This window comes from Streptomyces sp. NPDC020681 (assembly GCF_044334895.1).
Taxonomy (GTDB): domain Bacteria; phylum Actinomycetota; class Actinomycetes; order Streptomycetales; family Streptomycetaceae; genus Streptomyces.
The window spans coordinates 86,390-111,930 of record NZ_JBIRTX010000001.1; the positions used below are offsets into that span (position 1 = coordinate 86,390).

General features: G+C 69.7%; 26 protein-coding genes. 9 read left to right on the forward strand and 17 right to left on the reverse strand.

The genetic code is table 11. The annotated features are described in order from the left end of the window. The 3 genes from ACH4YL_RS00405 to ACH4YL_RS00415 form a co-directional block, all read right to left on the reverse strand. Positions 1 to 1,218, reverse strand: coding sequence for a 4-hydroxybenzoate 3-monooxygenase (locus tag ACH4YL_RS00405; RefSeq protein WP_398503295.1), 1,218 nt, complete (start codon positions 1,216 to 1,218; stop codon positions 1 to 3). Between the two features lie 64 nt (positions 1,219 to 1,282). Continuing rightward, positions 1,283 to 1,825 carry a hypothetical protein gene (locus ACH4YL_RS00410; RefSeq protein ID WP_398503296.1) on the reverse strand — a complete coding sequence of 181 codons (543 nt, stop codon included), beginning with the start codon at positions 1,823 to 1,825 and terminating at the stop codon, positions 1,283 to 1,285. A gap of 82 nt (positions 1,826 to 1,907) precedes the next feature. After that, positions 1,908 to 3,386 (reverse strand): glutamate--cysteine ligase, encoded by a 1,479-nt coding sequence (locus tag ACH4YL_RS00415; protein ID WP_398503297.1) that lies wholly within the window; start codon positions 3,384 to 3,386, stop codon positions 1,908 to 1,910. Positions 3,387 to 3,635: 249 nt separating this feature from the next. On the opposite strand from ACH4YL_RS00415, the gene ACH4YL_RS00420 reads away from it, so the two are divergent. Then, positions 3,636 to 4,706: a chitinase gene (locus ACH4YL_RS00420; protein ID WP_398503299.1), complete on the forward strand. Its 1,071-nt coding sequence runs from the start codon at positions 3,636 to 3,638 to the stop codon at positions 4,704 to 4,706. 68 nt (positions 4,707 to 4,774) lie between these two features. On the opposite strand, the gene ACH4YL_RS00425 is transcribed toward ACH4YL_RS00420, so the two are convergent. From ACH4YL_RS00425 to ACH4YL_RS00445, 5 genes are all read right to left on the reverse strand, one after another. Beyond that, positions 4,775 to 5,653, reverse strand: coding sequence for a trypsin-like serine protease (locus ACH4YL_RS00425; protein WP_398503301.1), 879 nt, complete (start codon positions 5,651 to 5,653; stop codon positions 4,775 to 4,777). Positions 5,654 to 5,795: 142 nt separating this feature from the next. Next, positions 5,796 to 6,170: a VOC family protein gene (locus ACH4YL_RS00430; RefSeq protein ID WP_398503302.1), complete on the reverse strand. Its 375-nt coding sequence runs from the start codon at positions 6,168 to 6,170 to the stop codon at positions 5,796 to 5,798. Between the two features lie 19 nt (positions 6,171 to 6,189). Next, a complete protein-coding gene (locus tag ACH4YL_RS00435) occupies positions 6,190 to 7,557 on the reverse strand; it encodes a pyridoxal phosphate-dependent decarboxylase family protein (RefSeq protein WP_398503304.1) in 1,368 nt (455 codons plus the stop codon). Between the two features lie 92 nt (positions 7,558 to 7,649). Further along, entirely contained in the window at positions 7,650 to 8,972 is a 1,323-nt protein-coding gene (locus ACH4YL_RS00440) for a hypothetical protein (RefSeq protein WP_398503306.1), read from the reverse strand. After that, positions 8,969 to 10,315 (reverse strand): NB-ARC domain-containing protein, encoded by a 1,347-nt coding sequence (locus tag ACH4YL_RS00445; protein WP_398503307.1) that lies wholly within the window; start codon positions 10,313 to 10,315, stop codon positions 8,969 to 8,971. Before ACH4YL_RS00445 ends, ACH4YL_RS00440 begins: the two co-directional genes overlap by 4 nt. Before the next feature lie 215 nt (positions 10,316 to 10,530). Between ACH4YL_RS00445 and ACH4YL_RS00450 the strand changes: the two genes are divergently transcribed. Further along, positions 10,531 to 11,343 (forward strand): SAM-dependent methyltransferase, encoded by an 813-nt coding sequence (locus ACH4YL_RS00450; RefSeq protein ID WP_398503308.1) that lies wholly within the window; start codon positions 10,531 to 10,533, stop codon positions 11,341 to 11,343. A 120-nt stretch (positions 11,344 to 11,463) separates the two neighbouring features. On the opposite strand, the gene ACH4YL_RS00455 is transcribed toward ACH4YL_RS00450, so the two are convergent. After that, positions 11,464 to 12,366: a helix-turn-helix domain-containing protein gene (locus ACH4YL_RS00455; protein ID WP_398503310.1), complete on the reverse strand. Its 903-nt coding sequence runs from the start codon at positions 12,364 to 12,366 to the stop codon at positions 11,464 to 11,466. Between the two features lie 86 nt (positions 12,367 to 12,452). Continuing rightward, positions 12,453 to 12,713, reverse strand: a complete 261-nt coding sequence (locus ACH4YL_RS00460; protein WP_398503312.1) for a DUF397 domain-containing protein — start codon at positions 12,711 to 12,713, stop codon at positions 12,453 to 12,455. A gap of 264 nt (positions 12,714 to 12,977) precedes the next feature. Between ACH4YL_RS00460 and ACH4YL_RS00465 the strand changes: the two genes are divergently transcribed. Continuing rightward, on the forward strand, positions 12,978 to 13,433 hold the full coding sequence (locus tag ACH4YL_RS00465) for an ATP-binding protein (protein ID WP_398503313.1): 456 nt from the start codon (positions 12,978 to 12,980) through the stop codon (positions 13,431 to 13,433). Positions 13,434 to 13,442: 9 nt separating this feature from the next. Here ACH4YL_RS00465 and tgmB read toward each other — a convergent pair whose 3' ends face one another. The 3 genes from tgmB to ACH4YL_RS00480 form a co-directional block, all read right to left on the reverse strand. After that, a complete protein-coding gene (tgmB, locus tag ACH4YL_RS00470) occupies positions 13,443 to 14,369 on the reverse strand; it encodes an ATP-grasp ribosomal peptide maturase (RefSeq protein WP_398503315.1) in 927 nt (308 codons plus the stop codon). 15 nt (positions 14,370 to 14,384) lie between these two features. Beyond that, on the reverse strand, positions 14,385 to 14,576 hold the full coding sequence (gene tgmA / locus ACH4YL_RS00475; protein WP_398503317.1) for a putative ATP-grasp-modified RiPP: 192 nt from the start codon (positions 14,574 to 14,576) through the stop codon (positions 14,385 to 14,387). A 311-nt stretch (positions 14,577 to 14,887) separates the two neighbouring features. Beyond that, a complete protein-coding gene (locus tag ACH4YL_RS00480) occupies positions 14,888 to 15,784 on the reverse strand; it encodes a DMT family transporter (RefSeq protein ID WP_398504334.1) in 897 nt (298 codons plus the stop codon). A gap of 150 nt (positions 15,785 to 15,934) precedes the next feature. Between ACH4YL_RS00480 and ACH4YL_RS00485 the strand changes: the two genes are divergently transcribed. The 4 genes from ACH4YL_RS00485 (at position 15,935) to ACH4YL_RS00500 (ending at position 20,841) form a co-directional block, all read left to right on the forward strand. Next, positions 15,935 to 17,380, forward strand: coding sequence for an MFS transporter (locus ACH4YL_RS00485; protein WP_398503319.1), 1,446 nt, complete (start codon positions 15,935 to 15,937; stop codon positions 17,378 to 17,380). Further along, on the forward strand, positions 17,377 to 19,491 hold the full coding sequence (locus ACH4YL_RS00490) for an FUSC family protein (RefSeq protein WP_398503320.1): 2,115 nt from the start codon (positions 17,377 to 17,379) through the stop codon (positions 19,489 to 19,491). The genes ACH4YL_RS00485 and ACH4YL_RS00490 overlap by 4 nt, the downstream gene beginning before the upstream one ends. A gap of 148 nt (positions 19,492 to 19,639) precedes the next feature. After that, positions 19,640 to 20,476 (forward strand): alpha/beta fold hydrolase, encoded by an 837-nt coding sequence (locus tag ACH4YL_RS00495; protein WP_398503321.1) that lies wholly within the window; start codon positions 19,640 to 19,642, stop codon positions 20,474 to 20,476. 38 nt (positions 20,477 to 20,514) lie between these two features. After that, complete coding sequence (locus ACH4YL_RS00500; RefSeq protein ID WP_398503323.1) at positions 20,515 to 20,841, forward strand: hypothetical protein; 327 nt, start codon at positions 20,515 to 20,517, stop codon at positions 20,839 to 20,841. Positions 20,842 to 20,919: 78 nt separating this feature from the next. Here the strand turns inward: ACH4YL_RS00500 and ACH4YL_RS00505 are convergent, their stop codons facing one another. Both ACH4YL_RS00505 and ACH4YL_RS00510 read right to left on the reverse strand, forming a co-directional pair. Next, positions 20,920 to 21,876 (reverse strand): NAD-dependent epimerase/dehydratase family protein, encoded by a 957-nt coding sequence (locus ACH4YL_RS00505; protein WP_398503324.1) that lies wholly within the window; start codon positions 21,874 to 21,876, stop codon positions 20,920 to 20,922. Further along, positions 21,873 to 22,100, reverse strand: a complete 228-nt coding sequence (locus tag ACH4YL_RS00510; protein ID WP_398503326.1) for a hypothetical protein — start codon at positions 22,098 to 22,100, stop codon at positions 21,873 to 21,875. The genes ACH4YL_RS00505 and ACH4YL_RS00510 overlap by 4 nt, the downstream gene beginning before the upstream one ends. Before the next feature lie 102 nt (positions 22,101 to 22,202). On the opposite strand from ACH4YL_RS00510, the gene ACH4YL_RS00515 reads away from it, so the two are divergent. After that, complete coding sequence (locus ACH4YL_RS00515; protein ID WP_398503328.1) at positions 22,203 to 22,895, forward strand: TetR/AcrR family transcriptional regulator; 693 nt, start codon at positions 22,203 to 22,205, stop codon at positions 22,893 to 22,895. A gap of 9 nt (positions 22,896 to 22,904) precedes the next feature. On the opposite strand, the gene ACH4YL_RS00520 is transcribed toward ACH4YL_RS00515, so the two are convergent. Both ACH4YL_RS00520 and ACH4YL_RS00525 read right to left on the reverse strand, forming a co-directional pair. Then, entirely contained in the window at positions 22,905 to 23,501 is a 597-nt protein-coding gene (locus ACH4YL_RS00520; protein WP_398503329.1) for a TIGR03086 family metal-binding protein, read from the reverse strand. A gap of 79 nt (positions 23,502 to 23,580) precedes the next feature. Beyond that, positions 23,581 to 24,480, reverse strand: a complete 900-nt coding sequence (locus ACH4YL_RS00525) for a LysR family transcriptional regulator (RefSeq protein ID WP_398503330.1) — start codon at positions 24,478 to 24,480, stop codon at positions 23,581 to 23,583. Positions 24,481 to 24,588: 108 nt separating this feature from the next. Here ACH4YL_RS00525 and ACH4YL_RS00530 point away from each other — a divergent pair, with 108 nt between their 5' ends. Continuing rightward, complete coding sequence (locus ACH4YL_RS00530; protein ID WP_398503332.1) at positions 24,589 to 25,449, forward strand: aldo/keto reductase; 861 nt, start codon at positions 24,589 to 24,591, stop codon at positions 25,447 to 25,449. Positions 25,450 to 25,541 lie beyond the last annotated feature (92 nt).

A 25,541-nucleotide genomic window follows, 5' to 3' on the forward strand; every position in this document is an offset into this window, starting at 1 on the left:
TCAGTGGCCGGTGTGCTTGCCGATGAACAGCTCGGCGAAAGCCGCGGCGGCCGTGGGTGAGGTGAGGATTCTGCGCAGCCGCGCGGTCATGGCCCCCTCCCGGAACGGATCGCCCGACGAGGCTCCGTGCAGGATCTCCGAGAGCCACTGCGAGAACTCCTGGTCCTGCCACACGCGCGGCATGCACGACGCCGAGTAGCCGCTCAGACCGCTGTCGTCGCCGCCGCTGCAATACGCGGCGAGCGCGTCGCCGAGCAGCAGCGCGTCGTGCAGCGCGAGGTTCATGCCCTTCGCGGCGATCGGCGCCGCGAGGTGGGCCGCGTCGCCCGCCAGGTACAGCCGTCCGTACGACATCGGCTCCACGACGTAGTTGTGCATGTCCAGCACGCGCTTCTCGATCAGCCGTCCCTCGGTGAGCGGGCCGGCGCCCTGCGCCGACAGTCGCTGGTGGAGCTCGGACCAGACCCGCTCGTGCGGCCAGTTCTCCGGATCGTCGCCCGGAGGGCATTCGAGGTAGTAGCGGGTGACCTGTGGGCTTCGGGCCATGTGGGCGGCGAATCCGCGCGGATGGATGCCGAAGACGACGCAGTCGGAGGACGGGGGTGCTTCGGCGAGGAGGGCCAGCCAACCGATTCCGTAGTCGTGCCGGGCGATCGTGGTGTCCGGCGGCATGCAGGTGCGCGTCACGCCGCGTGCGCCGTCGCAGCCCGCGACGGCATCACAGTCGATGCGCAGGCGCGTGCCCGTCTCCGGGTCCGTATAGGAAACCGAGGGACGGTCCGTGTCGAGGGCGTCCAGTTCCACGTCGCGTACGCCGAAGCGGATGTCGCCGCCCGCGTCGTCCGCATACGCACGCACCAGATCCGTCACCAACAGCGGCTGCGGATAGACGAAGTGACGGTGCCCCGACAGCTCGCGGTAGGGGAATCTGTGGCGCTCACCCGCAAAGCGGAACTCGCACTCGCTGTGTGCCTGTGCGCGTTCCAGCAGCCGGCCCGCCAGTCCGCGCTGTTCCAGGGCGCGTACCGCCCATTCCTCCAGGAAGCCCGCGCGGGGCCGCTGTTCGATGAATTCCCTGCTCTCCGTTTCCAGCACTACGCAGTCGACGGAGGCGGCGCGCAGGATGTTGGCGACGGTGAGCCCGGCGGGGCCCGCGCCGACGATGACGACGCGGCTGCGCTCAAGCGATACAGAAGTGGCGGAGGAGGCGGCAGTCATCCGAGAATTATGACGGTGATCCATCAACATCAGGGGCCGGAACCGCCATTGAGCGATCGACGGGTCAGTGACCCGCGAGCAGCTTCACCGCCACGACCGCCGCGCCGATCAGTGTGTCCAGCAGGCCCGAAATGAGCGCGCTCAGCGGCCCGTTGCCCATCCGCAGTCCGGCCCGCCACCCCCACAGGAACAGCGTCGCGACCTCCACACCGGCGGCGATCAGCAGCGCGGTTTCGAGATGCATCACGCCCAGCGCCGACAGGCCGATCAGCACGAGCGGGCCCACTGCGACCAGCATCAACGGGCTCGAGACGAACAGCGACGTCCGGATCTCCGCCCGGGTCGCGCGCCGCCCGAACACGGCACGGTGCGACTGTTCGTCGGCGACGAGTGTGGCCATCCACACCCCGAGCGCACTGACCGTCACGGTGAGCGCGGCTTCGGCGTACTCGGGCTGGTCCGCCTCGGCGAGGGTCACCACGACGGCGGTCAAAGTGATGGCCGCGTAGATGCGCTCCTTGAGGCGTGCGGCCGTGGTGTCGCCGGCGCGGGCCGCGGTGGCGGCGGTCTCGCCTGCCCCGGGTTGCGGTTCCGGGTGCGCCGCCATGCGTACGCCCTTCCGCCGTGAGCCGCCGTGCCCGAAGGGCACATTTCAGTGACACACAGTAGGCGAACGGACACAGAGGGACCTACTCGACGGGCCAGGTGTGCACCGGCGCGTTCAGGTGCATGTAGTCGATGTACTGGCGGGTCATCCGCCGCAGCGCCTCATGGTGCCCGGCGTGGGTGGTGGAGTCGATGTGGTGGAACATCTCCTTCTGCCACACCGCGCCGTTGCGGCCGGTCACGCACCGTTGCTCGATGATCCCCAGCAGTGGCTCCCGCCATGCGGCGTCCATGCCCGTGCGCTCAAGACCCTGGTGGGCCAGCGGCAGGAGGCGCCTCAGTACGAGCTCGGACACCGGCACCTCACCCATTCCGGGCCAGTACAGCCGCGCGTCGATGCCGTGCCGCGCCCCGGCGTGCAGGTTGTCCTCCGCGGCCGAGAACGACATCCGCGACCAGACCGGGCGCTCCTCGTCGACCAGGGCGCGTGTCAGCCCGTAGTAGAACGCGCCGTTCGCGAGGACGTCGGCGACCGTGGGGCCCGCGGGCAGCACGCGGTTCTCCACCCGCAGATGGGGCTTGTCGTGCGCGACGGCGTAGACCGGGCGGTTCCAGCGGTAGATGGTGCCGTTGTGCAGCGTGAGTTCGCCCAGTTCGGGCGTGTCGCCGACGTCCAGCGTCTCCTTCGGGTCCTGCTCCTCGCACATGGGCAGCAGGGCCGGGAAGTAGCGCACATTCTCTTCGAAGAGGTCGAAGACACTGGTGATCCAGCGCTCTCCGAACCACACCCGGGGCCGTACCCCCTGCACCTTGATCTCTTCCGAGCGCGTGTCGGTGGCCTGCTCGAAGAGCGGGATACGGGTCTCGTGCCAGAGCTCCTTGCCGAACAGGAACGGCGAGTTCGCGGCCAGCGCCACCTGCACCCCGGCGATCGCCTGCGCGGCGTTCCAATAGCTTGCGAAGTCGTCCGGCGAGACCTGCAAGTGAAACTGGGTACTGGTGCAGGCCGCCTCGGGCGTGATGGTGTCCGCGTAGGTCCGCAGCCGGTCCACGCCGTCCACCTCGATCCGCAGATCCTCCCCGCGCGCCGCGAACACCTGCTCGTTGAGCAGCCGGTACCGCGGGTCCTCCGACAGTGCCGACTCCCCCACGTCCGGCTGGCGCAGTGTCGGCAGGACTCCGACCATGATCAGATGGGCGCCGACCGCCGCAGCCCGTTCCTCCGCGTGGTTGAGCGCGCCCCGGATCTCCTCCTCCCACGAATCGGGACCACCGGCCGTCAGGCGCCGCGGCGGGATATTGATCTCCAGGTTGAAGCGGCCCAGCTCGCTCGCCCAGGCCGGATCGGCGATCGCCTCGAGCACATCGGTGTTGCGCATCGTGGGCTCGCCGCGCGCGTCCACGAGGTTGAGTTCGATCTCCAGACCCACCTGGGGCCGCTCGGACTCGAATCGTGACTCGCGCAGCATCTGCGCGAACGCGTCCAGGCATTCCTGCATCTTGATCCGGTACCGGCGGCGGTCCTCACGGGTGAACACCAGCGCCGGGACATCGCGTCCCATCGGCCCTCCCGAGTCCACTCGGCAGACACCCCAGTCCAAGAATCCCACCAGTCGGTGCGTTATGCGATGTATCGCCCTTTTCTTTCCGCTTCTTTCCACACAGTGCGAGCACGGGATGCACAAGGCTGACCGATGCGCCCGCCAAGTGACCAGCCGACCAAGAGCACCCGTTGGTCCAGACCTATTGACGGTAGGTCTGGACCACTTTACGTTCAGCGCCGACAGGTACCGGTGGGAAGGGAGCACCTCATGTTCGGTCGGAAGTTACGTCTGCTCGCGGTCGGCCTGGCGACGGCCTGCGTCGTGCAGGGTCTGGTCGCGGCGGCACCGAGTGCGCCGGACGCGCACAGCGCACCGCAGGCCGAGACCTGCGCGGTCAAGTCGAAGCCCGCGGGCAAGGTGCTCCAGGGGTACTGGGAGAACTGGGACGGCGCGGCGAACGGCGTGCATCTGCCCTTCGGTTGGACCCCGATCACGGACAGCCGCATCCGCGACCACGGCTACAACGTGATCAACGCGGCCTTCCCGGTCATCCGCTCGGACGGCACCGTCCTGTGGGAGGACGGGATGGACTCGACGGTGAAGGTCGCGACCCCGGCCGAGATGTGCCAGGCCAAGGCGGCCGGTCAGACGATCCTGATGTCCATAGGCGGCGCGGCGGCCGGTATCGACCTCAGCTCAAGTGCCGTGGCCGACCGGTTCGTCGCGACGGTCGTGCCGATCCTCAAGGCGTACAACTTCGACGGCATCGACATCGACATCGAGACCGGTCTCGTCGGCAGCGGCAACATCAACCAGCTGTCGGCCTCCCAGGCCAACCTCATCCGCATCATCGACGGCGTGCTCGCCCAGATGCCGTCGACCTTCGGCCTCACGATGGCGCCCGAGACGGCGTACGTCACCGGGGGCAGCGTGGCGTACGGCTCGATCTGGGGCGCGTATCTGCCCATCGTGAAGAAGTACGCGGACAACGGCCGGCTGTGGTGGCTGAACATGCAGTACTACAACGGCAGCATGTACGGGTGCTCCGGTGACTCGTACTCGGCCGGCACGGTCCAGGGGTTCACCGCGCAGACGGACTGCCTGAACCGAGGACTGGTCATCCAGGGCACGACGATCCGGGTTCCGTACGACAAGCAGGTCCCGGGACTTCCGGCGCAACCGGGCGCCGGCGGCGGCCACATGTCGCCGAGTCTGGTGTCGCAGGCCTGGAATCACTACGGCAACGCGCTGAAGGGCCTGATGACCTGGTCGATCAACTGGGACGGCTCGAAGAACTGGACGTTCGGCGACAACGTCAAGGCGCTGCAAGGCCGTTGAGATCGCGGAGTGCCGACCGGCCCGGTCATCACCGGGCCGGGCCGACATGTTGAGAGCTTCGGGTGGTCCTACGGCAGCTTCGCGAACGGCGAGACGAAGGCGCGGGCTCCCGGAGTGTCCAAGCGGTACGTGACGTTCGTGGCGTAGCACGGGGTGTCGCCCGTGATCGTGGTGGCAACCAGGGTGAGCCTGCCGCCCAGCGTCGCGAAGTTGGGGCCGCCCGAGTCGCCGTAGCAGGCGCCGCCGTTGCCCTGAGGCGCGGTCATGGCCAGGCGTACCCAGCTGTCGTTGAGCGCATTGAAGGTGACCGGGGCCTTCATCCGGACACCGCCGCCGGGGTGCGTGTGGCCGCCCGGGCCCCGCCGGGCCTCCTGGGTTCCGTATCCGGCGACGAAGAACGAGGTGTCGTTCAGCCCCTGCGAACCGAGTGCGCCGAGCGCTCCGGCCTTCGGGAGGGTGGCCGGAGTGAAGGTCCAGCGCGCCTTGACCTGGGCGGCGGGCAGTTCGATCACCGAGATGTCGTGCGTGTCCGAGGCCGGGCCCGGGAAGCCGGGGTGGCTGTGGGCGGTGCCCTGGACGGCGACGGCCCGCGCGACGGCCGACGGGTCACCGGGGTGCTCGGCCGCCGCGCTGTCGAGGGCGCCCTGGACGTCCTGGTCGAGGGAGACGTAGAACTTCACGTTCGCCGGCCAGTCGGTCGTGCAGTGCGCGGCGGTGAGGAAGGTGTCCGCGTCGATCATGGTGCCCGAGCAGACCCAGTCGACCCGGTCGGGGGTGGCGGGGTCGCCGTCGTTGTCCCAGGTCGCCACGAGGGCGCCGACCTCGGTGCGCTCCGGCGCGGGCGTCGCGTTGTACGAGTTGATTGCCGATGACGGCAGGGCGGCGGTGAGCACGAGGGCGCAGGCCGCTGTGGTGACGGTGCTCAGACGTACGGGAACGGCAGTCAAGAGAAGCCCTTCGAGGGTGTGGGACGGGTTCTCCTGTGGGGGTGATCGACAGTGAAGCGCCGCGGGGCCGCTGAGGCAAGAGTGACGGGATTACTTGGCCGGTCCTTGACCGATCACACGCGGTCGGCCGCAGGCCCACCGGTCATCCGCCGCGACTGGTGTCGATGACGCAGAAGCGATTGCCCTCGGTGTCGGCGAGTACGACGAAGTCGGGGTCGTCCGGATAGAGGTCCCAGTCGACGTGCCGGGCGCCCAGCGACAGCAGCCGCTCGACCTCGGCGGCCTGGTCGGCCGCGTCTTTCGCATACAGATCCAGATGGACCCGCGGATGGTCCTGGACCGGCGTCTCGCTGAGGCCGAGCGACAGTTGTGGCCCCGGCCGCCCTTCCGCCGGCACCAGCACCACCCAGTCGTCCTCCATCTCCTCGCGCGGGACGTAGCCCAGCGCCTGCATCCAGAATGCGGCCGCGCGCGGCACATCCGAGACACCCAGCACAACGGAACCAATTCTCAGCATGCGCCGATTCTGACACTGGTCACAGGCCGGCGGCTGCGCGCCGGACGGCGTCGAGCGTGCGCGTCACATCGTCGTCGGTCGTCGACCAGTTGCTCACCGAGATCCGCATGACGCGACGGCCGTGCCAGGTGGAGCCGCTGATCCATGCCGTGCCGTCGGCGAGCAGCCCATCGAGCACCCGCTGGGTGCGTGCGTCGTCGCCGAACTCGGCGCAGACCTGTGTGAAGACGACGTCGTTGAGAACCGTCGCGCCCTCGATCCCCGCGATGCCGGTGGCGAACGCGGAAGCGTGCCGGCACAGCCGCTCGACGAGCTCGGCCACGCCCGACCGGCCGAGGCACCTGAGCGCGGCCCACACGGTGAAGGCTCTGCCGCGCCGGGAGAGTTCGGGGACCTTGTCGATGGGATCGCCCTGTTCGTTCTGGATGAGGTAGTCGCCGCGCATGCCCATCGCGGCCCGGAGCGCGAACGGGTCTCGTACGACGGCGAGTCCGCAGTCGTAGGGCACGTTCAGGGTCTTGTGGGCGTCCGTCGCCCAGGAGTCGGCTTCGGCGCAGCCCGCCACCAGATGCGCGTACGCGGGTGAGGCTGCCGCCCACAGTCCGAAGGCGCCGTCGATGTGCACCCATGCTTCCGCCTCGCGGGCGGCGCGGATCGTCTCGGCGAACGAGTCGAAGGCGCCGGAATGGATGTCTCCTGCCTGGAGGATCACCATCGTGGGCCGCGGCCCGGCTGCCGCCAGTGCGTTCCGCAGCTCCGCCGGCTCGATACGCCCCTGATCGTCCGCCTTCACCGGCTCGGGCTCACCGAGCCCCAGGTAGCGCAGCGCCAGGTCGATGGCCATGTGGCGGGACTCGCCGACGACGACGTGCACGGGTGGCCCGCCCACGAGCCCGTCGCGGGCGACATTCCAGCCGGCGCGCCGCAGCACCGCGTCACGCCCGGCCGCGAGGCAGGTGAAGTTCGCCATCGTGGCCCCGGTGGTGAAGCCGACGGCACTGTCGGCCGGCAGGCCGAGCACATCGAGCAGCCATGCCCCGGCGATGTCTTCGGCGGCGGTGTGCGCGGGTGTCACGGAGCGCATCACGCAGTTCTGGTCCCAGGCGCTGACGAGCCAGTCGGCGGCCAGCGCGGCCGGTTCGGTGCCACCGACCACGAACCCGTAGAAACGCCCGCCGGGAAACGCGGTGAGCCCCGGTTCACAGGCCGTGGCCATCAGCTCGACGACGTCGGCGGGGCTGCTCGGCCCCTCCGGCAGCGCGGCACCGAGCGCGCGCACGATCTCGTCGACCGAGGCGCGCGCCGGAACGGGGCGGTCAGCCAGGCTCGCCAGCCAGCGGACGGCCTGGTCGTAGGCCTGCCGAAGCGCCGCCTCGCGCGCGTCCATGCTTCGGACTATGAGACAGCCGACGCCGCCACGCAAGCCACGGAGCCAGCAGCCGCGCTCCCCCTTGCCATCATCTCGATGCCGCTCGAACGTCACGGCGGTCGTACGGACCTCGGTCCGGCGCTCCCCTCGTGGTTCGCCCCGCACGGACACCGGACGGCGTCGCTCTGCGCCCGCGGGCGTGCACGGCCCAGTGCTCCGGGCGCGTGGGTCATCAGCGCGCGCAGGTTACGGACCACATGCCGGTCCCGGAAGAGCTCCCAGCGCAGCAGCCAACACGCTGCCAGCGTCAGATACAGCAAGGCGTGAACCGGCCGCCTTCGGCCTGCATGGAGTCTGCCGAGCGCGAGCGCGAACTGCAGTGTGCTGCGCCGTGCGTTGGCTCGGCGGGCCGCGCGCAGCGCGTCCCGCAGTTCCCGTTCAGCGGACCGGTGGTCCCCGGTCGCCAGGTGGAACTGCGCCCACGCGTGGTTGAGTTGCGCGGCACCCGTACTGATCTGCCGGGCCTGCTGGTTGATGCTGTCCGCCTGACGCAGATGGTGCTCTGCTTCATGGGCGGGACCGTGCCGAAGGAGGATCTCGGCCAGCCGGACGTGGTGGAAGGCCCTGCCGGCCAGCCGGCCAGGAGCGATCGCCTGTGCCTCGACGTACCGGACAAGGGCCAGTTGGTGCTCGCCGCGCGCTGCCGCAACCCGGCCCCGGTAGTGCACTGCGGTGGCCACTGGCTGGACCGACTCGTCCTCCGAGGCACCCGCTCCCGTGCCGGATGTTCCGACGGCGATCGCTCGGACGAACCATGTGTCCGAGCCTTCGGGATCCGTATAGAACTGGCACATTCCCCGCGCGGCCAACAGTTCGGCGCGGTGGGACGCCGCGATCGGCGTACCCGCGAACTCCGTCTCGGTCTGGTCCAGCAGACGCTGGGCCCGACGGTAGTTGCTGGTGTCGATGAAGTAGTGGGCCAGCACAGTGCGGGCGCGCACCACGTCGTCAGGGACGATCGCGTACCGGCCGGCACTGTGGATCGAGGCCAGGCGCTCCCTGCCGGCGTTGTCGATATTGGCGTGGCACCTGGCGAGGGCGAGCCAGAGGGCGGTGGTGCCGCCGACGGAGTCGCTGATTGCCTGAACCGCCCGCGTGGCGTCCGCCAGAAAGGCCTGGTCCTCGCGGAACGCGGTGTTGCCCTCGCCTTTCATGACCATGCTGTTGATGACATGGGCGACGAAGTCCCTGAAGAGAGGCGTCACCGCCAGTCCCGCGGAGGAGGCCACACGGCGAAGCCGGTCGACGAGTTCGAGCGTGCTCAGGCCGCTCTGCTCCAGGGCGTCCCGCATGCTGTTCTCGAACCGCTGGGGCGCGGCCGCCACGAAGTCGGTCTGCCAGCCCTCTACAGACAGCCTGCCCGCGTCGCTCATGATCCCTGAGTGGTGAATTCGTAGAGCAGGCTGTGGATCGAGTACCGGCTGTTGACCTGCGAAGGGCGTACGAGACTCATCCGGCACGCCGCGCGCAGCACCGCCGCGAACGCATCGTCGCGTTCGATGCCGCTGATCCGCTGGAGATCGTCGTAGCCGAAGGTGTCACCGGCCCGCCTGGTGCCGAAAGCACCGATGAGCTGTACGACCGTGGCGCGCCCGTGTGTCTCCTCCAGTTCGGCGAGGGCCTGCGCGAAGAGATAGTTGCGTACCCGAAGGCCCAGTGGCTCATCGCTCTGCGCACTGTCCGGGCGGCCTTCTCCCAGGTCGCCGAGTTCTTCGAGTACGTGCTCGATGGGCCGGCCACTCTCCAGGTAGGTCCTGACCACCAGTTTGATCAGGAACGGATTTCCCTCCGTCCGCTGAGCGACGACCTCCAGCTTCCGGTCCGACAGCGAAACCAGACTCGGATCGTCGCTGCCGATGTGGCGGACCAGGGCGAGTGCGTCCGTGGTCGGCAGGGGCGGTACGAGTCTGCTGATGACGTGCCTGCTGTGGTCCGGGTACCGGTTGGTGAGCAGCAGCCGGTGCGGCTGCCGCAGTCCGACGCGGCGCAGCGACTCGACGACGTTGGTGGCGTCCTCAAGGCCCTCCAGGTTGTCGACCACGAGGAGGATGCGCTTGTCCGGGTCCAGAGCATCGAGGTGATCATGGAGTCGTTCCTCCCACAGCGCGCGGCTGACCTCGGTGTCGAGGCCCAACTGGCGTGAGATCGAGCCGATGACGTCCTGCCAGTACGCCAGCGCCAGCGGGTCGCGCTCGCCGAAGGCGCTCTCGCGTGCCGCGTTCTTCGCGGAGGTCCAGACGATCCGGTCGAAGTGTCCTGTGCGACGGCACCGGTCGACGAGATCGAAGGCGAGAGCTGTCTTACCTGCGCCTCCGCCCCCGTACAGGCTCAACACCCAGTTGCCGCCGGGACCGGTGAGGATGGTGTTCAACTCGGTGATCAGAGCGTCCACGCCGAACAGCCGGTCGTGATCGACCCCGGTGGCGTAACGGCGCCATGATCCGGCGGAGTTGACTCCCTCGGCGGTGCCGTTTCCCGAGTCGTCGGCATCGGCCCCCGAGCCGATCGCGGGCACCGGGCCGGAGCCGGGGAGTGCGGTGGCCTCTTCCAGCCGCGCTTCACCGAGGCCGAAAGGCAGCCCGAAGGTGAAGGGGCGGCCTGTGCGCACTGCCAGGAACACTCCCGCGGCCAACCCGCCTACTGCGAGCGCGCCGAGAACGGCGACGAGTGCCCAGCCGTTGAGGTGGTCGGCGAGTGCGTCGATGATGTCGTTCACCAGAGGCTCCCCCGAACGCACACTGTGCGGCAACGGTAGCAACGCGCCACGGCTTCACGCCTGCGTTCCCCGGACCAGCACCGTGCACCTGGCACTCTGGCTGAAATCACACCGTGCGCTCGGCGTCCCCCGTCCGTGGCCTATGCCGCCGTACAGGCGCTCCCTAGCATGGTCGTCCTACCGACCTGACTTCGACAGACGCGGGTGAGGACTGGATGCAAGGGGAGTCGTGGCGCCCAGACGCCATCGACACGAAGGTGCCCAGCGTGGCACGCATGTATGACTACTTTCTGGGGGGCGACGACAACTACCAGTCGGACCGCGATGCGTGCGAGCAGCTGCTGACCCAGGTTCCCAGCACCAAGACACTGGCCGTCAACAACCGCCGGTTCCTGCAGCGTGTGGTGCGAATGCTGGCTGCCGAGTACGGCATCCGCCAGTTCATAGACCACGGGTCGGGCCTTCCCACCCAGGACAATGTCCATCAGGTGGCGCAGGCCGTCGATCCGGCCTCGCGGGTGGTCTACGTCGACAACGACCCCATTGTGCTGGCGCACGGCCGCGCGCTTCTGGAGGAGAACGAGCGCACGGCGGTCATCCAGGCCGATATGCGGGACACCGAAGGCATCTTCGGCCATGAGGAGACGACGCGACTGATCGATTTCAGTCAACCGGTCGCGGCTCTCTTCGTGTCGGTGATGCACTGCATTCCGGATGAGGACGACCCGGCCGGCCTCGTCCGGCACGTGGCGGAGCGCCTCGCGCCGGGGAGCTACCTGGTCGTGTGCCAGCTCGTCAGCGACCAGCCGGAGATCCGGAAGTTCGTCACCGACTTCATGGCGGAGGCGACCGGCGGCCACTGGGGCCGGGTGCGCGAGGAGCACGAAGTCGTCGAGTACTTCAACGGCTTGGAGATTCTCGAGCCGGGTCTGGTGGAGGTCTCCACCTGGCGTCCCGACAACGATCTGGCCCCGGTGCAGCAGACCCAGGAATGGCTCGAGTGGGGCGGCGTCGGTCGGCTCGCGTAGCCACGACCGCTGTTGGCGCGATCGATTGCGCGACGCTGTACCCGACCGCACGAACCGACCGCACGACGTGTGCCCTGGTGGAGCGCCCGATCCGGGCGCTCCACCAGGGCCACAGCCGCTTCAGAGGCTCTTGACGCGCTCGCGCAGCGTTGCGAGCGACTGCGCCGGAGTGAGCGCGCAGGCGCCGAGCCGGTCGAGCATGTCCCGGTACTGCTCGACGACCGGCGGACGCTGGTTGAACGTCGAGTCCGTGAGGTGCTCGATGTACACGGCGTCCTTCAGGTCGCCGAGGGCGAAGCGCAGATAGGTCACGCCGGTGCCGATGCCCACGGCGGCCGTCACATCCAGCGGTGCGATCTGCACCGTGACTCGCGGGCGCTCCATCATCTCGACGAGGTGCTCGAGTTGGGCGCGCATGACGTGCGGGCCGCCGACGGCGCGCATCAGGACGGACTCGTCGATGATCGCCCACAGGTGCGGCGCACCCGGCTGGTCGAGCTGTCGCTGGCGTTCCTGGCGCAGTTGCACCCGGCGCTCGGCCTCGTGCAGGAGGATCTGTCCGGGCCCCGACTGGATCACCGCGCGGGTGTAGGCGGGCGTCTGCAGCAGGCCCGGCACATAGAACGGCTCATAGGTGCGGATGCGCTCGGCCGCTCCTTCGAGGGCGACGAGCGGGGTGAAGAAGTCCGACAGCACGTCGCTGTAGGAGCGCCACCAGTCCGACTGGCGCGACTGTGCCACCAGCTTCAGGAACTCCGCTATGGGCTCGTCGCCGGTCACTCCGTACAGCGCGAGAAGCGCCAGAGCGTCCGCCGTCTTGCAGCCGCTGCGACCCAGCTCGATTCGGCTTGTTTTCGACCGCGAGAAACCGAGCCGGACGTCGACGTCCGCGGGGTCGAGTCCAGCGGCTGAGCGCAGCTCGCGCAGTTTGCCGCCCAGGATCAGTTTCAGAGCGGTCGGGTTCTTCTCTGCCGAGCCCAGGGGCCGTACGAACAATGAGGGGTTCGGATCGGCTGCAGCCATCGCTCGCTCCTGCGGACTCCGGGAAGAGGCCAGTATCCAGCACGGGCACCCGGCCTATACGGAACATGCCGTTCCTACAGCGTTTTTCAGCCGTCCCCGGAGCCATTCCCTGAGGCGATCACAGCGTCGAAGTCACCGCTCCGGGCGCCCGCCACAAACGCGGCGAGCTCCTCGCGCGTATAGATCAGAGCCGGACCCTGGGGGTCACGGGAATTGCGGATGGCCACCTGCCCTCCCGGCAGCGCGGCCACCTCCACACAGTTCCCCGTCGCGTTGCTGTGACTGCTCTTCGTCCATGCCACCGGAGTCAACGCGGCGGCCTTCATACCGTTGAAGAAGTGCTCCACTGCAACAACCTCTCGCCGTACGTACGTTCGCTCGCAGTCAACTTCAACGACTGCAATCCCAGATGCAATTGCAATCCCGGGTGTTACTCGACGATACTCGTCCCACGGCGGCTGCCGCATCCGTGACGATCGAAGCCCCCAGGGGGACGTGACCCAGTGGCCATCCACGTGTCAGCCTCATCGAGCACACGCACCAGGCGCGGACCCCGTCTTCATGTCGGCGAACCCGTCGCCCCAACGCTGTCTCGGCTGCCACGCCCGGATGTGCAGGAGCGCGGCCCCGATCAACGAGGCCTGGATCAGGGCTTCAAGCTGCCCGGATTCGCCGCCTGCGGTCTTGACGGACAGCTGCGGAACGCTCCTCAGGCGCGTTGTTTCGTCGAAGCGACCCTCCGCGGCTGGGCGCTCGAGGCCCTCGTCCCGGACGCCTCCCTGGTCGTCAGCGAACTGGTCACCAACGCCGTCCTGCACGCACTGGACCCTGCGTCCCTCGATGCCCCCGAATACCCCGTCTGGCTCGGGATCTTCCTCAACCCCGACGACCTGGTCTGCGCGGTCACCGATCCGAGCTCGAGCCCGCCCTGCCAGCGCGACGCCGACGCCGGCTCGCTCGGCGGACGGGGTCTCAGCCTCGTCAGTGCGGTGAGCGACAGCTGGCAGTGGTCCTTGACGCCGCCTCAGGGCAAGACCGTCTGGGCGACGCTGGCTCTTCCCGTTTAGACCTCCTGGTCACACGGGCGTACTCAGCCAGTCGGCGACCGCTTCGGCTATCGGCTGCTCGGTCTGGAGCTCCACGAAGCCGAACTGACCCCCTTGGTTGCACTCCAGGAACCACCACGTCCCTTCGGAGTCCTCCGCGAAGTCGAAGGCACCGTAGGCGAGTCCGGCGAGACGCTTGTACGTGGCGACGGACCGCTCGATGCGATCGGGGACGTCGACAGGCTTCCAGTTGTGCCCGGTGTCTCCGTACCGTCCGTCCACCTGTCCCGGGTCCGAGACCTTCCTGGCGGCGAACAACTGGTCACCCACGCTGGTCAGCCGGATGTCGGCGCGCTTGGGGATGTAGCGCTGCAGCAGGGTGGGCCCCGCGGCGACACCGGCGAAGTCGGCGTCCGGCGGCACGAGCGTGGTGGGCAGCGCCATCGGCGGATCGCTCGGCGGCTTGCCCGAAACGGCCTTCACGACAATCTGCCGGTACTGCTCCGCAAAACGCTGCGCCACCTGCGGATAGGTGGTGATGATCGTGGCCGGCACCGGGAAACCGCTGAGGTGCGCCAGGCGCAGCTGCAACGGCTTGAGCCTGGCCTTTGCGGCAGCGCCGGGATCGTTCATCCAGCGCGCCGCCGTGCAGTCCAGCATTCCGTACAACGCCTGCCCGCTTTCGGCGGACAGCCAGGCGGACGGCTCCGCGGCGTGTGCCGCCGGCTCATTGGGCCTGCGTATCCAGATCGAACGCAGACCGCTCATGCTCACGACTCGCCCGCCCGTCGACAGGTAGCCGCGGAACTCCCCGCGTACGTACTCGGCCGACAGCGCCCCCTCACCCGGCAGGTCGGCGGGGTCGAACCGGACCAGCGGAACGCCTCGTTCGTGCAGCTGAGCCACCACCATGTCGGCGGTCACATCCTCCTCTGAAGTGAGGATCAGCACCGTCATCGCGCGCGACCGGGCTCAGTCGTCGAAGTGGGTCGCGGAGCCGGCCGTCGAGGTGGTGGTGCCGGCCGCAGCCAGCAACGCCCTGTCCATGATGGCCGGACGCCCGTCGGGCAGGACGTTCAGCTGCAGGGTGGGGTCGTAGGAGTACTGCCCGAGCACCGGTGCCTGCTCGGCCGGACGTGCGTAGTTCCACGCAAACGGTTTCATGCGATTCTCCCTGCCCCGACTCGGGGCCGCCTGGGGCCCCTTCAGGGCCACATGAGTAGCAATACGTGAAGATCGTGTAGTGGTTTCACCACCTAGCGTCAACTTGCCGTCCACCCCGGCCCGTTGACGCCTCCTTTACAACTGGTTAGACGCTGAATGGTGCCAACCCGTGCCCCTCAACAGAGAGTGACGCCGATCACTTCCCGAGAAAAAAGCCTCGAACGACCACAACCTCCCCCACTTTCACGGGAATTTAAGGCTCAGGGGATCCTCCAAGGTTGAAACGGCGTTACTCCGGAGACCTCTCTCGATTACAGAACGTCAGCACCGTGGTCCGATTTGTCCGGCGCAACCACCGACCGGGTGAGCGGAACGCGGGCCAGCGCGACGACACCCGTGGCGATCATCGCGACGCCGAGAAGTTGCGGCAGCACCCACCAGCCCGAGCGGAGATGCTCCTCGTACACGACGATGCCGAGCGCCAGGCTCACCGTCGCGTCGCCGAGGGTGATCGCCGGCTGGGAGGCGACCAGCGGGCCCGCCTGCATCGCGTTCTCCAGCAGGAACAGCGCGCCCGCGCCGACCGCCGCGAAGGCATAGGTCTGCCAGGCCGTGAAGAACGCCCCGACGCCCTCGTCGTCCAGAATGTGCATCGCCGACTTCATCAGCGCCGCGGTCACGGCGTAGCTGATGGCGGTCGCCGTGCCGAGACACGCGGCGCGTGCCCGGCCCTGCGGGCGGCGCAGCGCCACGGCCGCGAGCACCGTCACCGCTGCCAGACAGACGGCGAGCGCCGGGAGCCAGCGGTCGATCGGGACATGGGTGCGATTGCCGGTGGGGGACGCGGCGGCCAGCGCGACACCGAGACCTGCCACCACACCGGCCACCGCCAGCCAGCCCGCGCGCGGCAGATGGCGGCGCATCAGGAGCGAGGCGACGATCAGGGTCAGCGGCAGTTCGAGGACGAACAAGGGCTGAACAATCGTCAGCGGACCTGTCGCCAGGGCCAGCGCCTGGCACACCGCGGCGGCGATGACCGCGAGAATCCCGGCGACCCAGACCGGGTGCCGCAGCAGATCGAGCATCAGCCCGGCGCGGAAGCCGGACGAGCTCGGCACGCTCATGGCCGCCCGGCGCTGCAGCACGGTGGCAACAGCGTTGCTGAACGCCGCGCAGAGCGCGAGCAGGACCGGCAGCAGGGTGTGCACCGTGGTCGGCCTCCGGCGGTCAGGTGTCGCCTTCAATCACCTCATGGTGGTCACGCACCTGCCGTCCCCGCGATCCGGCGCGGCCGGGCTGCGGGTCGCGCACCACGCGCCGACAATGGGACAAAGGGCCCGGCTGAGAGGAACGTGCCCATGCGCGCAGAGTCGTCTTCGGCCGCGCGGACAGGGGCTTTCACCGCGGTCGCGCTCGCGCTCTTCTGCATCCAGCTCGACTTCTTCGCCCTGAACCTGGCCATCCCCGGCATCGCCGACGAGTTCGGCGTCACCGCCGCGGCCGCCCAGTGGACCCTCTCCGCCTACATGCTCGCCGTCGGCTGCTTCTTCATCGTCGGCGGCAGGCTGGGCGATGTCTTCGGCCGCCGCGGCACCCTGCTCGCCGGCCTCACGCTGTTCGCGGCCGGTTCCGTCGGGTGCGCGCTCGCACCCGGACTCGCGCTGCTGGTCGTGGCCCGAATCGTCCAGGGCATCGGCGCCGGCTTCGTCTTCCCGGTGTCCGTCGCCGTCATCAGCAACGCCTTCCCCGACGAGACCCGCGCCCGCGCGCTCGGAGCCGCCTTCGGCATCGCCAACATCGGCACCGCGCTGGGCCCGTTCGTGGGCGGCGGCTTCACCGAAGGGCCGGGCTGGCGCTGGATCTTCTGGCTGCTCGCACCGCTGAGCGCGCTGGCGCTGCTGATCGCGATCGCGTACGTCCCCGACTCCAGGGACACCTCGGTCCCTCGCCAGCTCGACCTCATCGGCTGCTTCACCATCGTGTGCTGTCTGGCAGCCGTCACGCTGGCCGTGGAACGCGGCAGCGCCTGGGGCTGGGACCACGCCCGCACGCTCACCCTCTTCGCGGTCGCGGTCGTGACCGGAGGACTGTTCCTGCTGCGTGAACGGCTCGCCCGCCACCCGCTCGTCGACCTGCGGCTGTTCCGCAACATCCCGTACGTCCTGGTCACCGGCATGGGCTCGGTCGCCAACATGGGCTACGCCGTCACCGTCTTCCTCGCCACGCTCTACCTCCAGGGCGTACGCCACCTGTCCCCGTTCGTGGCAGGCATCGTGTTCCTCGCCCCCGCCCTGGTCGTGGCCCTGACGGGACCGCTCGGCGCCCGGTTGTCGCAGCGGATGCGCCCCACCGCGGTGATGGCACTCGCCGGAGCGATCGCCGGGACCGGGATGATCACCCTCACCCATGTCACGGCCTGGTGGCTGTATGTCCCCGTGTTCGCCTGGTGCGGGCTCGGCCTCGGGCTCGGCTGGACGTTCTCCAGCGTCGCCACCCAGCAGGTCGTACCGCCCGCCAGGGCCGGCGAGGCCTCCGGCGTACTGCTCACCTTCCTGGTCACCCTCGGCGCGATTGCCCTCGCGGGGGCCGCCAGCGCCATCATCGCGATGACCCCGGAGAGGACGCCGGAGGAGGCCTACGACACGATCCTGCGCTTCGGCGGAGCCGTCATCCTGCTGGCGTCCCTCGTCGTGATGGCCGTACGCCACCGGCTCGTCGTCCACGGCAAGGTGCCGCCGCTGTCCATGCGCGCGCCCTGGCCCCCGGTGGAGGCGGACGGCGCAAGCACGCGGGGCGGGCCATGAGCAGCGGCCGCACTGCCGAACCGGAGCACCGCACTGCGCCTGCGCCGGACCGCACGGCGATCGCGCACCGGGCGATCCGCGTGACCACGGCGGCCAGCGCGGGGTTCTATCCGTTCGTGTACGGCGTGGACCGGCCGGCGATCGCGCTGTACGCCCTGTTCGGGCCCGTGGCGCTCGGCATGCTGTCGCCGATCCCCGGCTCCGGGCGGCAACGGGCCGCCGTGATGCTGCGCGCCCTGCCGGTGGGTCTCGCGCTGGTCGCTCTCGGGACGGCGCTGGCCGTGCACACCTGGGCGGCGGTGCTCGGGATGCTGGTCGTCGGGTTCGTCCTGGCCTTCGGGGCGGTCGGCGGGCCGCGCCCAGCCGGAGCCGCACCCGGGCTCCAGCTGTTCTACATCCTGGCCTGCTTCCCGCCGTACGCTCCGGAGCACCTCGGCGAGCGGCTGACCGGACTCACGGTCGGCGTGCTGCTCCTGGCCGCCTGCGAGGTCTTCCTGCTTCCGGCGCCGCCGACCGCCTCGTACCGGCAGGTCCTGGCGGACGCCGTCGCGCTCGCGGGCCGTGCGGCCGCCGGGTCCGCGGATCCGGCGGACCGGTTGCGCGAAGCCGGCCGGCAGATGCGGCTCTCCCACATCCCGCCTGCTGAGCGGCCTGCCGGCGCCGGGCGGGCGGACCGGGCTCTGGGGCAGGCCGGAGGCGCGGCCCGCAGGCTGCTGGAGCAGCTCGCCCGGATGCGTGACCACCCGCGAGCCGCCGACGCCAAGGATGCCGCGTCCGCCGAACTCCTCGGCCGTGTCGCCTCGGTCTGCGCCGCCACGGCGACGGCCCTGCGAACCGGCCGGCCGCCGCCGAGGCCGGGCTCCGAGGACCTTCGGGCGGCGGTACGGGAGTTCCAGGCGGTGCGCATCGCGGAGGCAACCGGACCGCCGCGGGACATGCCGATCCCGGTGCTCCGGCGTCAGGCCTCGGTCCTTGCGATGGCCGAGTCGACGCGGCTCCTGCAGACCGCGGTAGGCATCGGTCTGGACGGCAGACGCAGGCCGTCGGTCCAGCCGCGCGAACTCTTCTGGTACGCGGATGTGAGCACGGCCTTGCTGTGGTGGCGGCGACTGGCAGGCAACCTCACGCTGCATTCGGTCCAGTTCCAGAACGCCGTCAGGACCGCGCTCGCGTTGGGCGCCGCCCGGCTGGTCGCCGGCTCCCTGGATCTCTCGCACGGCTTCTGGGTGCTGCTCGCCGTGCTCACGCTCGGCCGCACCACTGCGGGAGGGACGTGGGCGGCCGTGCGTTCGGCGCTGGTCGGCACATTCGCGGGCGCGATCGCGGCGGGCACGCTGCTGCTGGTCGTGGGGCGGGACACCGACGTGTACGCGGTACTGCTCGCGCCGGGCATGCTGGCCGCGTTCGCGCTCGGGCCGCTGTTCGGGATCGCCTGGGCGCAGGGCCTGTTCACGCTGGTGGTGTCGACGGCGTTCGCCCAGATCGCGCCCGCCACCTGGCAGATCGCTGAGGCCAGGATCGTGGACGTTGTCACCGGCAGCACAATCGGCCTGCTGTGCGGGCTGCTGGCCTGGCCCACGGGCGCCCGCCGCGAGGTGCGAAGAGCCATGGCTGCGCTGCTGCGCTCCTGCGGTCCGCTGGTCGACGGGACGGTCGTCGTGCTCACCGCCTCCCCGCCGGGTGCCGTGCCCGTGCCGTCCACACGCCTCGTGCTGCACCGGCTACAGCTCGCCGAGGCCGCGTATCACCAGCTCCGCAGCGAACCGGGCGGGACGGCATCGGCCGCGCCCGCGGACTGGCATGCCGTGCTCATTGCGGCGAACCACGTCCTGTACGGAGCCCAGGCGCTGCCCCGCCTCGACCTGCCTGCGGACGCCGTCCCTCCGGACGTCGCGGCGTGGGCCCGTACGACCGCCGGCCGGCTCGTCCTGACCACCGAACGGGTCGCCGCGCTGTGCGCCGGTGAAAGACCGCCACCGCCGGCGGCGTACGCCTCCCCCGCCGAGGCACCCGCCTTCCCTCGTCTGCCCCTGCTCATCGACCTCGAGCACTGGCTCGGCAGCCTGGGCGGACAGCTCGCCCGCATCGAGCGTTCGCTGCCGGGCGGCTGAGCCGCAACAGGAGCCGCGGCGGCCGGGCAGGCCCACCCGACCCGCGCTCCGGAGCGGTGCTGGGTACGATCGGATGTGATCGCCGCTCGGTTCACCGGGCTTGCTGACAGCTCACACGGGACGGCCGAGCGGAGCCAGGGAGGCCGCGATGACCACGATCTCCCTCAGGACCGCGCCGCTGCGGGGAGGGCTCACCCTCCCGTACGCCGAGGCCGGCTACGGCGGGACGCCCGTCGTGTTCGTGCACGCCCTCGCCGACTCCTGGTGGTCCTTCGAGCCCCTGCTGCGGCGTCTCCCGGTGTCATTGCACGGCTACGCGCCCACCCAGCGCGGCCACGGCGACGCCGACCGGCCTGCCGAGGGCTACGGTCCCGAGGACTTCGCCGCCGATCTTGTGGACTTCCTCGACACCGTCGGGATCGACCGCGCCATCCTCGTCGGATCCTCCAGCGGCGGCGTGCCCGCGCGGATCGTCGCGGGCAGCCACCCCGATCGCATAGCGGGGCTGGTGCTCCTCGGCACCCCGGCCGCGCTCGCGGACAAACCCGCGATGGCCGGGCTCCGGGAGGCCGTCGACGGGCTCTCCGATCCGGTGCCCCGCGCGTTCGTCGAGGACCTGATGAGCGGCATGGTGGCCGGCCAGGTCGCCCCGGGACTCATCGAGACCATGCTCGAACAGAGCCTGAAAGTCCCCGCCCACGTCTGGAAGGAGACCTTGCACGGTCTCCTCGAAGCCGATCTGCCCGCCACCCTCGCCGGCATCCTGGTGCCGACCCTCGTCATCTGGGGCGACCAGGACGGGTTCCTGCCGCGCAGTGACCAGCAGACGATCCTCGACGCCATTCACGGCGCGCGCCTGATCACATACGAAGGCGTGGGCCATGTCGTCCACTGGGAGCAGCCGGAACGCGTCATCGCCGACCTCGTCGAGTTCGCCGCCCGCACCGCACCCGCCGGTTCTGCCGGTGCCGCCGGTACGCCGTGACGCCGTGACGCCCGGGGATCTGTGAGAGGAGCACGGCCATGTCCCAGCCGACGGCTCCGGGCGACCGTCCCGCACGGCCGTCGCGTGGGCGCAGTCGATGGACGTCGTTCATCGCTGATCCCCCGACCGCGGAGAAGCCGTCCCGCGGCCTGCACGAGGCGGCCAACCCGGACCACCGGCTCCGCGTCGAGCACGACCAGAACACCCTGTTGATCCATCTCAGCGACGAGGACGGTGACGGGTGGACGACCGTCGCGGTCGACCGGACCACGCGTCAGTGGACCGTCGCCCAGGACACCCGGCAGTCGGACACCGCACGTCTCGCCTACGAGGGTCTGTACGGGCCGGCGGAAGAGGATCACTGACCACTGATCACTGATCACTGAGACGAGGACGCCTCGGCGCGTTCGTGGCCCAGGAGTACAACCCCGTTTCTGCTCGCCTCAGTTGTCGGGGGTCTGTGCGCGGTAGCTCGCGAGGGTGTGTTCCAACGCCTCTTCGAGCGGGGTCGCGGTGGCGCCCAGGCGGGTGGTGATCTTGCTGCTGTCGACGATGAACGGTTCCGCGAACTCGTACTGCATCTCGATCAGTTCGCGCACGACCGGGTTGAAGATCCCGATGGCGCGCAGCCCGAGAGCGGGCATGCCGCGCACCTTCGTACGCGGCTGTCCGGCCAACCGGTAGACGATGTCGACAAGTTGACGCGTTGTACGGGTGCTGGGGTCGTTGGGCAGGTGCCAGATCTCGCCTGGGGCTTCGGGATGTTCGCCAAGGAGCGCGAGGCCTTCGCCGATGTCGGGGATGTAGGTGTAGGTGTGCGGCTGGTCGGGGTCGCCGAGGACGGTGGCCGTCCTGCCGCGCAGCGCCGGCTGGAAGACACGGTCGCCGAGGTTGGACTGGAATCCGCCGTGCGGGCCGAAATAGTCCGAGGCGCGGCCGATCACCACCTCGACGCGGCCCGCCCGGTGCGCGGCCAGCAACTCGTCGGCCATCCGGCCACGGAGGCTGCCCTTGCGGGTATGGGCCGCGTTCGGCCTGGTCTCGACGAAGGGCCGGCCCGCCGGACGGCCGTACATGTAGACGTTTTCCATGCTCACCAGCCGCGCTCCGGCGGCCTCGGCGGCGGCAAGTACGCCTGCCTGGAGGGCCGGAAACCGCGCGGTCCACTGGTGGTACTGCGGATTGAGGACCTGGTAGACGACCCGCGCGCCCCGCGTGACCGCGGTGGTGAACGCTGGATCAGCGGCGTCGCCTCCGACGACTTCGACGTCCTTGGGGACCGGCGCCGAGCCGGACCGGTTCACCAGGCGGACGCTCTCACCCCGACGGCGCAACGCGTCGACCGTGGCGCGGCCGACCGCTCCGGCTCCGAAGACCACATGGTTCGGGGTGTCGTTCATCGAGTCGCTCCTTCGGGCGTCCAGGTGGGCAGCAACCGGTACAGCAGAACTCCGGACAGGCCCGAGAAGACCAGCGCCCCGGTGGCGCCGAAAACGGTGAACTGCTTGTCGACGCCGATGCCGGCGAGGCCCGCGATCGGGAAGGAGAGGAAACCTGCCGTCCAGACCGCCCAGGAGCGCAGCGGTCGGATGCCCGTCCGGCTCGCGGGGGGAAGCGGGGTCATCGTGATCACCTTCATTTCTGCACGACGTACAATTAATGTACGTTGTCCAGAAAAGGCAGTCAACCGACCACGCGGCCTTGGCGGCGGAAGGGGCGGCTGGAGATGGAGAAGACCCCGGGGAGAGGCAGGCCCGGCAGACGGCGGACCCTCGACGAACAGGACATCCTCGACGCGGCCATGCGTCTGCTGACCACGCGCGGCGCCGACGCGGTTTCGGTGCGCGGGATCGCGGCCGAGGTCGGTGTGGCGCCCAACGCCGTGTACACGTACTTCCCCGACAAGGCCGCCGTGCTCCGCGGTCTTGTCGAGCAGATCCTCGGCGAGGTGGACCACGGCGACTTCGCCGACCCGGATCTGCCGTGGCGCGAGCGCATCCATGCGCTGGTCGCCGATATCCGCACCAGGCTGCTGGCCCGTCACGGAGCCATCGAGCTGCTGCTCTCCGGTCCCATGGACGGGCCCAACGCCCTGGCGCTCGGCGAGACGTTGCTGGCGATCCTCGCCGATGCCGGGCTCGGCGACGACGATGCCGCCCGGGCCCAGTACCTGCTCATCGTCCATGTGCTCGGATCCGTCGCCCTGGAGGCAGCGGAACTGGACCGCCATGCACCGGCGCCGCCCGAGGCGCAGCGGATCGCCGCGCGGCGGACGGCGCTTCGGGCCGTGCCAGCCGGCCTCTATCCGCGCACCGCCGCCGCCGGCGAGGTGATGGCCGGCTTCGTCTCCACGGAACAGTTCGCCTGGGGCCTGGACCGGGTGCTGGACGGGCTGCCGCTGCGGCGCGACGCCGGCTAGGGCGCTGTTCTACGACACGCCGTGGCGAGGGTCGCGCCCGATCATCCCGAGCAGCCGGTCCTGAAGCGGTGCGTCCTCGGGGACCGGCACCTCCGGGCCGAAGACCTTCACGCCCGGACCGAACGCTTCCGGTGTGCGCAGCATCTCCAGAACCTCCTTCGGAAGCGCCGAGGTGGACGACCACATTCGTTCGACGTCCGCCGGGTCCATCGTGTCGTCCTGACCGGTGGCCCGGGCGAGGTCCCACCCGTGCAGCACCATGTCGTCGCTGATGACCTGGTCGATCTGCTGCGCCACCGTCATACGGCCGTTGGGGGTGTCGCATTCGGTCCCGGCGCTGTTGGGGTCGTCGAGCACGGCCTGGACGTCGGCGCGGGCGGACTTGAAGGCTCCCAACGGGTCTTCCGTCAGCAGTGGTGCGGGGCTGAGCGAGCGGCCGAGCGGACGCAGCATCACTCCGTGCATGTCGATGATGTGGCCCACGACGTCCCGGGCCGTCCAGTCCTCGCACGGCGACTGGTTGGACCACTGCTCGGACCCAGCGGCGGCGACTCTTCTCTCGAAGGCGTCGGCGTGCCGGCGGTATCGGTCGGCGATCGCGTTCATGCTTCTCCTCGTTCCGTGGTGAGCGTGCAGGAGTTGGACTGTGGCCGCGGCCAGGACTCATCGGTCCAGCGGAAGAATGTCAGGAAACGCCGGCCGCGGAGCGGCGGCCGCTCTTCGCGGCATGGACCTCGCGCAGCAGTGCCGCCGCAGCCGCACTGGTCGGATTGCCCGTGACGGTGACGGTTTCCCACGCCGGTACGGTCCCTGCCAGCCCGACGAAGTGCACTCGATCGGTCTTGACCGCGAACGACTGCGGCACGAGCGCCACGCCGAGCCCGCACGTGACCAGATCGAGCAGGGAGTGCGTATCGGTCACCTCCAGCGAGACATGGCGTTCGACGTCCGCCGCGGCGAGCACGTTGTCGACCAGGCCCCGGGTGCCCCAGTCCGGGTGGAAGTCCACGAACTGCTCGTCGCACAACTCCGCCAACTCGACCTGCTCCCGGCCTGCGTACGGATGCTCGGGCGCGCAGGCCAGAACGATCGGCTCGCTGGCCAACGGCTCCAGCACGACGTCGTCCGGGCAGCGGGCCGGCCGGGAGACGAACGCCAGGTCCAGCCTCCCCGCGCGCACGTGGTCGATCAGTTCGCCGGATCCTCCCTGGCGCAAGGCGATCTCCAGACCGGGGTGAGCGGCCCGGAAGCGTGCGAGCACGGTCGGAAGGTGCACCGCGTGCAGGCACTGCAGGGAGCCGATCGTCAGGCTGCCGCGCAGCAGACCCTGCACTGCCGCCACGGCGTCCCTGGCGGCGTCGGTCGCCGACAGGGTGCGCCGGGCCTCGACCAGCAGTGCTCGCCCGGCCGCGGTCAACTCGACCTGTCGGGTGCTGCGCAGAAACAGCGAAGCTCCAAGTTCCCGCTCGAGCGAGCGGATCGAGGCCGACAGCCCGGACTGCGCCACATGCAGACGCTTCGCCGCCCGCGTGAAGTGGCATTCCTCCGCGACGGCGACGAAGTACTCGAGCTGCCGGAGTTCCATGATTCATCACCAGTGCTGCTCAAAGGGATCAGATTCTTATGTTGGACAGCTTAAACGGGAGGGCGGAGGCTGAAGCGGTACCCGGATGAATCTCCAGAAGGAACCTCCATGAAGACACGCACCATCGGCGACGTCCAGGTCGGCGCGATCGGTCTGGGCGGGATGCCGATGTCCATCGAGGGGCGCCCCGACGAACAGCGTTCGGTTGCCACGATCCACGCCGCGCTGGAGGCGGGCGTGACGCTGATCGACACCGCGGACGCCTACCACCGCGACGCAGACGAGGTCGGCCACAACGAATCCCTGATCGCCCGCGCCGTGGCCGGCTACAGCGGCGACACCTCGGACGTGCTGATCGCGACGAAGGGCGGTCACCTGCGTCCGGGCGACGGCTCGTGGACGTTGAACGGCTCGCCCGAGTACCTCAAGAGGGCCTGCGAAGCTTCGCTCAAGCGGCTCGGCGTCGAGGCCATCGGGCTCTACCAGTTCCACCGGCCGGACCCGACGGTCCCCTACGCCGAGTCGGTCGGTGCCGTCCGCGATCTGCTGGACGCGGGCAAGATCCGCTTCGCGGGGATCTCCAACGCCGGTCCCGATCAGATCCGGCAGGCCAACGAGATTCTGGGCGGCCGGCTGGTGAGCGTGCAGAATCAGTTCTCGCCCGCATTCCGCTCCAGCGAGCCGGAGCTGGAGCTCTGCGCCGAACTGGGCATCGCGTTCCTGCCGTGGAGCCCGCTGGGCGGGATCTCGCGCGCCGGCGAGTTGGGTTCGCGGTTCGCCGTGTTCGCGGACGTGGCGCAGGCGCGCGGGGTGAGCCCGCAGCAGGTGTGCCTGGCGTGGATGCTCGCCAAGGCACCCGTGGTGATCCCCATTCCGGGCTCCTCGCGCCCCGAGACCATCCGCGACTCGGTTGCCGCGGCGCAGCTGGAGCTCTCCGCCGATGAGCTGGCCCGCCTCGACGCGGCGTGATGAGCTGACGGGGAGCGGGAGCGGCCGGCTCCCGCTCCTCGGTCAGTTCCCGCCCTGTGCTTGATCCACGTGCTTGATCCACATGATTGACC

Bases quoted from the DNA above. Each gene is read 5' to 3' on its own strand.
- ACH4YL_RS00405 (WP_398503295.1), bottom strand. From the start codon at position 1,218: ATGACTGCCGCCTCCTCCGCCACTTCTGTATCGCTTGAGCGCAGCCGC.
- ACH4YL_RS00410 (WP_398503296.1), bottom strand. From the start codon at position 1,825: ATGGCGGCGCACCCGGAACCGCAACCCGGGGCAGGCGAGACCGCCGCC.
- ACH4YL_RS00415 (WP_398503297.1), bottom strand. From the start codon at position 3,386: ATGGGACGCGATGTCCCGGCGCTGGTGTTCACCCGTGAGGACCGCCGC.
- ACH4YL_RS00420 (WP_398503299.1), top strand. From the start codon at position 3,636: ATGTTCGGTCGGAAGTTACGTCTGCTCGCGGTCGGCCTGGCGACGGCC.
- ACH4YL_RS00430 (WP_398503302.1), bottom strand. From the start codon at position 6,170: ATGCTGAGAATTGGTTCCGTTGTGCTGGGTGTCTCGGATGTGCCGCGC.
- ACH4YL_RS00435 (WP_398503304.1), bottom strand. From the start codon at position 7,557: ATGGACGCGCGCGAGGCGGCGCTTCGGCAGGCCTACGACCAGGCCGTC.
- ACH4YL_RS00440 (WP_398503306.1), bottom strand. From the start codon at position 8,972: ATGAGCGACGCGGGCAGGCTGTCTGTAGAGGGCTGGCAGACCGACTTC.
- ACH4YL_RS00450 (WP_398503308.1), top strand. From the start codon at position 10,531: ATGCAAGGGGAGTCGTGGCGCCCAGACGCCATCGACACGAAGGTGCCC.
- ACH4YL_RS00455 (WP_398503310.1), bottom strand. From the start codon at position 12,366: ATGGCTGCAGCCGATCCGAACCCCTCATTGTTCGTACGGCCCCTGGGC.
- tgmB (WP_398503315.1), bottom strand. From the start codon at position 14,369: ATGACGGTGCTGATCCTCACTTCAGAGGAGGATGTGACCGCCGACATG.
- tgmA (WP_398503317.1), bottom strand. From the start codon at position 14,576: ATGAAACCGTTTGCGTGGAACTACGCACGTCCGGCCGAGCAGGCACCG.
- ACH4YL_RS00485 (WP_398503319.1), top strand. From the start codon at position 15,935: ATGCGCGCAGAGTCGTCTTCGGCCGCGCGGACAGGGGCTTTCACCGCG.
- ACH4YL_RS00490 (WP_398503320.1), top strand. From the start codon at position 17,377: ATGAGCAGCGGCCGCACTGCCGAACCGGAGCACCGCACTGCGCCTGCG.
- ACH4YL_RS00495 (WP_398503321.1), top strand. From the start codon at position 19,640: ATGACCACGATCTCCCTCAGGACCGCGCCGCTGCGGGGAGGGCTCACC.
- ACH4YL_RS00500 (WP_398503323.1), top strand. From the start codon at position 20,515: ATGTCCCAGCCGACGGCTCCGGGCGACCGTCCCGCACGGCCGTCGCGT.
- ACH4YL_RS00505 (WP_398503324.1), bottom strand. From the start codon at position 21,876: ATGAACGACACCCCGAACCATGTGGTCTTCGGAGCCGGAGCGGTCGGC.
- ACH4YL_RS00510 (WP_398503326.1), bottom strand. From the start codon at position 22,100: ATGACCCCGCTTCCCCCCGCGAGCCGGACGGGCATCCGACCGCTGCGC.
- ACH4YL_RS00515 (WP_398503328.1), top strand. From the start codon at position 22,203: ATGGAGAAGACCCCGGGGAGAGGCAGGCCCGGCAGACGGCGGACCCTC.
- ACH4YL_RS00520 (WP_398503329.1), bottom strand. From the start codon at position 23,501: ATGAACGCGATCGCCGACCGATACCGCCGGCACGCCGACGCCTTCGAG.
- ACH4YL_RS00525 (WP_398503330.1), bottom strand. From the start codon at position 24,480: ATGGAACTCCGGCAGCTCGAGTACTTCGTCGCCGTCGCGGAGGAATGC.
- ACH4YL_RS00530 (WP_398503332.1), top strand. From the start codon at position 24,589: ATGAAGACACGCACCATCGGCGACGTCCAGGTCGGCGCGATCGGTCTG.